Annotated in this window: 2 protein-coding genes and 2 pseudogenes; 3 read left to right on the forward strand and 1 reads right to left on the reverse strand. The window is 57.7% G+C overall.

All coding sequences use genetic code 11. The annotated features are described in order from the left end of the window. Positions 1–150 precede the first annotated feature (150 nt). Positions 151–390 (forward strand): annotated as a pseudogene (locus EN853_RS32980) (IS3 family transposase); the annotation flags it as partial. A 37-nt stretch (positions 391–427) separates the two neighbouring features. Here EN853_RS32980 and EN853_RS35250 read toward each other — a convergent pair. Beyond that, positions 428–559, reverse strand: a complete 132-nt coding sequence (locus tag EN853_RS35250; protein WP_281033678.1) for a hypothetical protein — start codon at positions 557–559, stop codon at positions 428–430. On the opposite strand from EN853_RS35250, the pseudogene EN853_RS35035 reads away from it, so the two are divergent. Both EN853_RS35035 and EN853_RS32990 read left to right on the forward strand, forming a co-directional pair. Beyond that, positions 507–795: pseudogene (locus tag EN853_RS35035) on the forward strand (transposase); the annotation flags it as partial. The gene EN853_RS35250 and the pseudogene EN853_RS35035 overlap by 53 nt on opposite strands. Before the next feature lie 388 nt (positions 796–1183). Continuing rightward, on the forward strand, positions 1184–1548 hold a 365-nt coding region (locus tag EN853_RS32990; protein ID WP_245517262.1), incomplete at its 3' end, for an amidase family protein.

Below are 1548 nucleotides of genomic sequence, written 5' to 3' on the forward strand. Positions count from 1 at the left end.
CTAGCCTCTCGTGCCGAAAATCAACGGCGAACCGACAGGCTGAGAACCTTTTCTAGATACCGCGAAGAACGTGCATCCGAACTATGATCGGTCGCGGAGATCGACGTCAAATTCAGTTTGCGGATCGACGCTATCTCGTTTTGAGATAAACTTAGAGCGGATGCCGAAATCGCCATTTCCATGGACGGCCAGGGCGCGTGGCGCGACAACGTCTTCGTCGAGTGTCTATGGAGAACCCATCAAATACGAGGAGATCTACTTGCAAGCCTATGCCAGCGTGCCGGAGGCCCGGACAGCCCTTGTCCGGTATCTGGCCTTCTATCGCTTGACCCGCAAACCCCGGATCAGGCCTACTTCAACGGGTCGCAGCCAATCTCGGTTGCGGCATGACAGAGGCGGAATCCACTTACAAAACCCCGCAAGCTGTTCAGACGAACGCAGCCACCTCTGAGCTTCCTTCCCGGGCGAGACGGTGTCGTCTGTCGCCCGACGTGGCGTCGCGCTCGACGATCTCGGACGACCAGGCCGAGTTCCAGATCCAGGACCGGCTGTCGTTCATGCGCTTCCTCGGGCCGGGTTCTCGGCGATCGCGTGCCGGACGCCAAGACGGTCTGGCTGTTCCGCGAGCACCTCACGCAGGCCAAGGCGGTCCAGAACCTGTTCGAGCGCTTCGACAAACACCTCGCCAAGGCGGGCTATCTGGCGATGCGCGGCCAGATTGTCGATGCCACCATCGTGGCAGCGCCGAAGCAGCGCAATACCGACGCCGAGAAGGCCGACGTCAAGGCGGGCAGATTCCGGACGCATGGAAGGAGAAGCCTGCCAAGCTGCGCCAGAAAGGACCGCGATGCGTGCCGAAATCCGCAAACCGAGTCAGCCCAAGCAGCGGTCAGCGCCACGCCTTGCCCCGTGACGACCCTCATCGCGATTCTTCCAGGCGCGAAAGTCGGTAGTTCAGGTGTTCATCTGACGTTCAGATGGATCATATCGCAAAACAGTATTTGACCCCGCATTACTCGGAAATGATTGTGGCTGTCGTCTAGTCGAGATTTGCACTGTAGCAGCGTCGGAAAAACGACCGCTGTTTTCCAGTTTGGTTTTGCTCTGGTTGAAAATCCAAAATCGCGCTGTGCGTGCCAATGCCCCTCGCTGACACGGGGCAAGGGAGAAAGGATAGATGCAAATGAGGGTAAGTGAATATGCAGAGTACGATGCCACCGGTTTGGCCTCTCTGGTGCATTCGGGCGAAGTTACACCTTTGGAATTGACGCGGCTAGCGCGCGAGGCACACGACAAGGTAAATCCGCACATCAATGCCGTTGTCGAATTTTACGAAGATGCAGAGACCGTTGCCGGAGCGAATGGAGGGATCTTCCATGGCGTGCCTTTCCTTCGCAAGGATGCTGGTGAGACGGAAGCGGGCCGCCTTCAGGAACAAGGAAGCCGTCTGTTCCAAGGCTGTCGCGCTGAAATTGACAGCTATTTTTTTCAAAGCGCTCGGAAGAGCGGGCTCCGAACTATAGGAAGAACGGCCACACCGGAGCTTGG

Source organism: Mesorhizobium sp. M1C.F.Ca.ET.210.01.1.1 (assembly GCF_004791585.1).
GTDB lineage: Bacteria > Pseudomonadota > Alphaproteobacteria > Rhizobiales > Rhizobiaceae > Mesorhizobium.

Bases quoted from the DNA above. Each gene is read 5' to 3' on its own strand.
- EN853_RS35250 (WP_281033678.1), bottom strand. From the start codon at position 559: ATGAACGACAGCCGGTCCTGGATCTGGAACTCGGCCTGGTCGTCCGAG.